Genomic DNA, 6538 nt, shown 5'->3' on the forward strand with positions numbered 1-6538 from the left:
AGCGGGGCTTCCAGGACTACGTCCCGCTAGCGCGAACGGCGGATTAGCTAAAGCCCGCATGGGCGGGCATTGAACCCAAAGCAAGGCCGCACAGAGAAATTGCAGCAGGCCAGGAACTTTTCACCCATCCCAGCAGCCGGGATCCCCCTCAAAACGAAGAGCGAGATTCCACCCCACCGAGGCAAAGGGGATCCCTTGCTTGCTCTTGAGCTGGCTCCACCTGCAGGGATCCACTCTTGAGCAACTGCTCAGCCAAACGGTGGTGGAGGGCGTGGCCCGCCTTGTAGGCCACAATGTGCCCCTGCAAGCGGCAGCCCAACAAGCTGAGATCTCCTAGTAAATCTATCAGCTTATGGCGCACCGGCTCATCCGGGAAGCGCAACGGCCCCAACCACTCGGTTTTGCTGCAGACGATAGCATTTTCCAAGCTGCCCCCCTGAATCAGCCCCTGTTGGCGGGCCAGCTCCGCATCCTGTTGGCGGGCGAAGGTGCGGGCCGGGGCAATGGATTGGACAAAGTCCGCCCTGTTCTCCCGCCAGCTCAGCCACTGTTGGCCGATAGGGCAGTCGGCAAAATCGATGCCATAGGTAAAGCGAAACCCGGGGTAGGGCACGGCGCTGACAAAGGCTTCCCCTGCCCAGACCGTGACCGGCTCCTGGATCACCCCCAGCAGGGCCGGCTGCTCCTGGGCCAGGATCCCGGCTTGGGCAACGGCCTCCACAAAGGGCAGGGCGGAGCCATCCAGAATCGGCAGCTCCGGCCCCTCCACCTCGATGCGGCAGTTGTCGATGCCCAGCACGTAAAGAGCGGCCAACAAGTGTTCCACCGTCTGCACCTGGACAGGGGGGGATCCCTGCTGTAGACGGGTGCAGAGAGCGGCAGGGGCCAGGGATCCCAACCGAGCGGGGATGGGAGGGGAGCCCGGCTGATCCACCCGCACAAAGACTCGACCGCTGCTGGCAGGGGCCGGATGCAGGCTACAGCGAACCGGCAGGCCGGTGTGCAGGCCCACCCCCTCTAGGGAAATAGAGCTGGCCAAGGTGTGTTGTTGTTCTCTCATAGGTCTCTATGGCCAACGCTCTTGGCCCCGGTCGAAAACGCGATAGTAGAGTTCCCGATAGCCAACGCGCAGGCTGCTGCTGGCGTCTGCCAATTTGCCTTTGCGACTGCCGTAGGCGCTGAACACCTCGTAAGTATCTCCCTCAAAGAAAAACGAGGAGACATCGGAAACCTCTTCCCCCCCCAACAACTGCCAACGCCCCCCCCGAAATCGCAGCCGGTAGTGGGCCCTGTCCAAGCTACCGGAGGGGCGGTCGATGGCGGCGTCGATGCGGCCCTCGTACTCCGGCGGCTCGGCTCCTGCTATGGGTCGAACCTCGACGGAGATATCGCGGTAACGGCAGTTGGGGCGGCTGCACAGGCGGATCGAGCGCATGGCCTCGGCAATGGCTTCCAGCCGCTGTCGCGCCTCGGCCAGAGAAAAGTGCTCCGCACCGCTATCGCGAACGAGCTGGGGCGACACCTGAGTCGGCTCTGCTGCTGGGGAGAGCGACGAATGGGCAGCCAAGGCTGGGGATCCCCAGCAGCACCCCAGCAGCAATAGGCACATCCAACTCAGCCAACGGCGGTAGGCGGATCCCATCGGCGCAATCTATGACAAGATCTAACTCCTCTACTTTAGGGGATCCCTATCTGCGATTTCTGAGCAATGCCGGCATCGTCCAACTGGGCTCAGGAGCGATTGGCGCAGGTACGCCTTGTGTTAGTGCGGCCGGCAGGGCCGCGCAATCTCGGGGCCATTGCCCGCGTGATGAAAAACATGGGCCTGCGGCAGTGGGTGTTGGTGGATCCCCAATGCGATCCCCTCGACGCAGAAGCAGTCACCATGGCCGTGCATGCGACGGACTTGCTCCGCCAAGCCCGGCAGGTGCCAACCTTAGCCGAGGCCCTTCAGGGATGTGTGCAGGTATTCGGGACAGCAGGCCGCCGCGAGCCCTACCCGCCCGAATGGCAAATTCAGTCTCCCCGCCAGGCTTTCCCGGAGCTGCTGGCTGCCGGCCCTGCCGCTCTGGTGTTTGGCCCTGAAGATCGGGGCTTGAGCAACGAAGAGCTGGCCCTCTGCCATCGCCAGATCCAGATCCCCACCGATCCGGCCTACCCTTCCCTGAACTTGGCCCAGGCAGTGGGCATCTGTTGCTACGAGCTGCGCACCCTCCTCTGCCAGAATCTTCCCCCGCCAGTGACCAGCTCTGGGATCTCAAAGCCGGCTCCCTTCGAGCTGCTGGAGGGTTTTTTCGGCCACCTGGAGGCGCTGTTGCTGCAAATTGGCTACCTGCACCCCCACACCGCTCGCCGCAAGATGCTCAAGCTGCGCGCCCTCTTTCACCGCGCCGGCCTGACCGTGTCCGAGGTGGCCCTGTTACGCGGGATCCTGCGACAACTCCAGTGGAGCCAAAAATCTTCTCCTCGAGAACCCCCAAAAAAAGAGGATCCTCATCCTGCTGAGAGTGGATCCTAGCTGCCGCGGCCTCTGGCCGGCTGCCTCTGAAAACAAACCTCTGGGAACTGAGACAAGGGAATCCAGCTAGGTCTGGATGGTCTCCCTGCGGCAAACTTGATTTGACGGAGAGGGTGGGATTCGAACCCACGGTGGCTTGCGCCACGACAGTTTTCAAGACTGCTTCCTTAAACCACTCGGACACCTCTCCAGAACCTATCTTAGGCTGTGCAGTTGCCGCTTGTGCAGCTCGAGGGGTCCTGCTATCCCTGCTAACGGGTTGTGGGGAGGAATGGGGATCCGCTATAACCCACTGAGGGATCCCTGGCTATGCGATGAGAGGACATTTTTGCCCAGGTCAGGTGCAACTTCTGGCTTGGCTGTCGCTAGCGTTGTTGGCTGCCTGTCGCCCTTGGCCAGACGCATCTCCTTCCGAAGCTGCCCCCCCGGATCCGGTGCTGCGCCACATCGGCGAAGATGGCACCCATTTTGAGGCTTCCGTGGGCGATACCCGCGCTCTCCCTCCCCACTTCCCGCACCAGTTGCGCTTGCCCGACGCCACCGTCATCTCTTCGGGGCAAATTTGGGATCAGGAAGGAGGGCTTGCCTCCCTGATTTTGCAGACCTCTCAACCTCTCTCGGAGATCGCCGCCTACTACCGCCGCACCCTCTGGGGCCGGGGCTGGGATCTCCTCTCCGATCTCGAGCAGGCCGGCGGCATCCGCACGCTGGTGTTCGAGTCTCCCCCTCGCCCCGACAGGCCGCCCCAGCAGGCGGTCATCCAAGTGGGATCCCCCCGCCGCGGGCCGGATCAGGTGGAGTATCGCGATATCCTGATTTTGCTGAGTACCGTCGTCCCTGGCGGCGAAGCGCAGCCTGCCGCTGCAGCCGCTCCCTAGAGCATGCCCGTCTATACTCAAGCGATTGAAATTGCCGCTGGCGTGGCCCAGGTGGAGCGCTGTCTAATCGATCCAGCGCTGATGCGGCGCTGGCTCAACCCCCTGTTGGGCTGTGAGGCGCTGGGATCCCCCACTGGGCAACTGGGCAGCCGCTACCGCTTTTTCCTGCGCCTGCCGCTGGTTTCCCCCAGCCTAGACTGCGTGATCGCCGAGCGGGCCGAGGGCCTGGTGCAGTGGCAGTTTGAGGGTTTTTTTCAGGGCACCGACCGCTGGGAATGTTGCCCCCAGCCGCTGGGAACGCTATTGGTAAACCGCTTTGAGTTTTGCATCCCCAACCCTTGGGTGGCGGCAGGGTTCTATCTGGTGGCAGCGGAGCTGACCCGGCACGACATGCGGGCACAACTGCGACGGCTAAAGGCAGTGGCCGAGGCTTTGGGTTAGGCTGGTGGCAGGTAGTAAAGAAACGTAAAAAATGGCAATGACCAGCAACAGCAGCCTGTTCAACCGTCGCTTTTTCGACAACTTCATCCCCCAGCCGGCCAACAGCCCTCTGCAGATTGGCGAGCTGGCCCCTGACTTTGAGCTGCCCAATGTGCACGGGGATCCCGTGCGCCTGTCGGACTACCGCGGCCAAAAGCCGGTGGTTCTGGCCTTTACCCGCATCTTTACAGAAAAGCTCTTCTGCCCCTTCTGCTACCCCCACATCCAGGAGCTGAAGGCCCGCTACGAGGAGATCCGGGCTCTGGGAGCAGAGCTGCTGATGGTTACCAGCACCGACCCGGTGCAAAGCCAACAGATCCAAGCCGACCTGGAACTGCCCTATCCGCTGCTGGTGGATCCGGAGTGCAAAACCTTTCGGCTCTACGGCGTCGGCCAAGCCCTGGGGGCGCCCCTGCCAGGCCAGTTCATCGTGGATCGCGAAGGGAGGCTGCGCTATAAGCACCTCTTCTCCTTTGCCGAGCCCAACGCCAGCACCGACGAGGTGCTGCGGGTCTTGCGAGAAGGGCTAGCCAGCGGCTGGGATGGAACCCGCCGGGTGGCTCCCGTGCCCTTTTTCTAAGCCTTCCTAGGCAAGCCCGGAAGAGGAGAGGAAAGAGGTGGTCTTTGCGCGGCTGGCCCAGAATAGCGCCCGTCAGGCGGAGATCCTAGAAGTAGTCCTGCGCCACGGCTGGGACTACATGCGGCGCTTGCTCTCTTTGGGCAAGGCGGAAGAGCCGCAACTGCCACCACCCCTGGTGCTGCGCAACATCCTGGTGGATCTGGGGCCGGTCTATGTGAAGCTGGGCCAGTTGCTGAGCACCCGCCCCGACCTGCTGCCGCGGGAGTATATCGAGGCCCTCAGCACCCTGCAGAGCAATGTGCCCCCCGTGCCCTGGAACGCGGTGGAGATCCTGCTGCGCCAGCAGTTGCGAAAGCCGCTGGAACAGGTATTCAGCAGCCTCGACACGAAAGCGGTGGCGGCGGGATCCATTGCCCAGGTCCATCGCGCCCATCTCGTCAGCGGCGAAGCGGTGGCCCTCAAGATCCAGCGGCCCGGCGTGGAGGCAATAGTAGAGCGGGATACAAGGCTCATCCGCAGCATTGCTGAATTGGTGGCGCAAACAGAATTTGGCCGGCTGGCAGACGTGGTGGCCTTGGCGGATGAGTTTTGCCGGGCCATTCAGGCGGAGCTGGACTTTACCCAGGAAGCCCGCCACACGGAGCAGCTGCGGCAACGCCTGCAGGCTGGCCGTTGGTTTGATCCCAACCAACTGGTGGTGCCGCGCGTCTATTGGGCTCTTACCACCCCCAAGGTGCTGACCCTGGAGTGGATCGAAGGAAAGCCACTCCTGGAGGCGGATCGCAGCGACGCCGAGCCGCAGCAGCTTGCCCGCCTGCTCACCCGCGCCTTTTTCCAGCAGATCTGCATCGACGGCTACTTCCACGCCGATCCCCACCCCGGCAACTTGTTCTATTTGGGATCCGGTCGCGTAGCCCTCTTGGACTGCGGCATGATTGGGCGGCTGGATCCGCGCACGCAGCAGATTGTGCTGGAGCTGATTTTGGCCATCGTCAGCCTGGATGCCCAGCGCTGTGCCGAACTCACCCTGGAGCTGGCCCTGCCGGAAAGCCCCAGGGGCCGCTTGCGGGATCCCGCCGTCAGCCTGGCCCAGTTGCAGCGGGAATACGAGCGTCTTTTGCGGCAGTACTACACCCTAACTGTGGCCGAGCTGGATTTTAGCCAGCTTTTCTCCGAGATCCTGCAAGCAGCGCGGCGCAACCAGATCCGCATCCCCGGCAACCTGGGGCTGTGCGCCAAGGCCCTGGCCAATCTGGAAGGGATCGCCCGCCAGCTCACCCCAGACTACAATCTGCCGGAGCAAATTCGCCCCCTGATGGCGGACGTGTTTCGGCAGCAGTTGCTGGGGGAAGCTCCCCTACCCTCGCTGCTGCGCACAGCCTTGGACCTGAAAAACCTCTCGCTGCAGTCGCCGCGGCAATTGGAAGTGCTGCTTAGCCGCATCACCTCGGAAACCCAACGCTGGAACCTCACCATCCAAGAGCTGGAAGACCTCCGCATCAGCCTGGATCAGTCGGCCAACCGCCTCTCCTACAGCATCCTGGTCGGATCCCTGATTATCGGCGCCGCCATCATCTCGGCGCAAACCCAGCGCTTCCAGGTCTTCTGGCTGAGCGAGCTGCTTTTTGGCGCCGCCAGCCTCTTGGGACTGTGGCTCATCCTCAGCATCCTCCGCTCCGGTCGCCTGCGCAATTAGCCCCTAGCTCGGACTTGCCAGGGATCCCGATCCTAGCCATGTTGCCAAAAGCACATAAAAACGGTATCAACGCTTCTGCGAGCGCCTCGCCAAAACCCGCAAAAGCCGATTTTTTCGTTGACCCGCTCGATGCCTTGCGCCACAAGGCTTTCAGGCCTCTCACCCCTCCTCTGCAAGGCCTTTTTTTGCCCTCTTCGACCGACCCCCTCGCAAATAGGCCTTGCATTCCTTGCCCCGCTTGGGTTTAATAAGGGTAGAGTTCCCCCTTCGGGGGGATCCCTAGAAATTGGAAACTTGTATACTCCCTATTTCAATCCGTGAGGGGTCACGGGTTCCCCCTTCGGGGGGATCCCTAGAAATTGGAAACTGTAATCATAATGTACTCC

The 6538-nt window shown here is 62.2% G+C and carries 7 protein-coding genes and 1 tRNA gene; 5 read left to right on the forward strand and 3 right to left on the reverse strand.

The features are described 5' to 3' along the window. Positions 1–148: 148 nt before the first annotated feature. Both lpxC and NW855_RS07850 read right to left on the reverse strand, forming a co-directional pair. The gene (gene lpxC, locus NW855_RS07845; protein WP_414346968.1) at positions 149–1060 is read right to left on the reverse strand and encodes a UDP-3-O-acyl-N-acetylglucosamine deacetylase; all 912 of its coding nucleotides are present in this window, start codon (positions 1058–1060) and stop codon (positions 149–151) included. 6 nt (positions 1061–1066) lie between these two features. Beyond that, complete coding sequence (locus NW855_RS07850) at positions 1067–1642, reverse strand: hypothetical protein (RefSeq protein ID WP_011430773.1); 576 nt, start codon at positions 1640–1642, stop codon at positions 1067–1069. A 66-nt stretch (positions 1643–1708) separates the two neighbouring features. Between NW855_RS07850 and NW855_RS07855 the strand changes: the two genes are divergently transcribed. Beyond that, complete coding sequence (locus NW855_RS07855) at positions 1709–2518, forward strand: RNA methyltransferase (RefSeq protein ID WP_099813043.1); 810 nt, start codon at positions 1709–1711, stop codon at positions 2516–2518. A gap of 105 nt (positions 2519–2623) precedes the next feature. Here NW855_RS07855 and NW855_RS07860 read toward each other — a convergent pair. Beyond that, positions 2624–2708, reverse strand: a tRNA-Ser gene (locus NW855_RS07860). Between the two features lie 124 nt (positions 2709–2832). Here NW855_RS07860 and NW855_RS07865 point away from each other — a divergent pair. From NW855_RS07865 to NW855_RS07880, 4 genes are read left to right on the forward strand one after another with little or no spacing between them, the layout of a single operon-like run. Then, positions 2833–3396 (forward strand): hypothetical protein, encoded by a 564-nt coding sequence (locus NW855_RS07865; RefSeq protein ID WP_011430771.1) that lies wholly within the window; start codon positions 2833–2835, stop codon positions 3394–3396. Positions 3397–3399: 3 nt separating this feature from the next. Continuing rightward, positions 3400–3837 (forward strand): SRPBCC family protein, encoded by a 438-nt coding sequence (locus tag NW855_RS07870; RefSeq protein WP_099813044.1) that lies wholly within the window; start codon positions 3400–3402, stop codon positions 3835–3837. 31 nt (positions 3838–3868) lie between these two features. Beyond that, the gene (locus NW855_RS07875; protein ID WP_346426058.1) at positions 3869–4456 is read left to right on the forward strand and encodes a peroxiredoxin family protein; all 588 of its coding nucleotides are present in this window, start codon (positions 3869–3871) and stop codon (positions 4454–4456) included. A 37-nt stretch (positions 4457–4493) separates the two neighbouring features. Next, positions 4494–6152 carry an ABC1 kinase family protein gene (locus tag NW855_RS07880; protein ID WP_414508644.1) on the forward strand — a complete coding sequence of 553 codons (1659 nt, stop codon included), beginning with the start codon at positions 4494–4496 and terminating at the stop codon, positions 6150–6152. Positions 6153–6538 lie beyond the last annotated feature (386 nt).

The organism is Synechococcus sp. RC10B2 (genome assembly GCF_047502635.1).

Coding starts and splice junctions, on each gene's coding strand:
- NW855_RS07850 (WP_011430773.1), bottom strand. CDS start 1,642: ATGGGATCCGCCTACCGCCGTTGGCTGAGTTGGATGTGCCTATTGCTG.
- lpxC (WP_414346968.1), bottom strand. CDS start 1,060: ATGAGAGAACAACAACACACCTTGGCCAGCTCTATTTCCCTAGAGGGG.
- NW855_RS07870 (WP_099813044.1), top strand. CDS start 3,400: ATGCCCGTCTATACTCAAGCGATTGAAATTGCCGCTGGCGTGGCCCAG.
- NW855_RS07865 (WP_011430771.1), top strand. CDS start 2,833: ATGAGAGGACATTTTTGCCCAGGTCAGGTGCAACTTCTGGCTTGGCTG.
- NW855_RS07875 (WP_346426058.1), top strand. CDS start 3,869: ATGGCAATGACCAGCAACAGCAGCCTGTTCAACCGTCGCTTTTTCGAC.
- NW855_RS07855 (WP_099813043.1), top strand. CDS start 1,709: ATGCCGGCATCGTCCAACTGGGCTCAGGAGCGATTGGCGCAGGTACGC.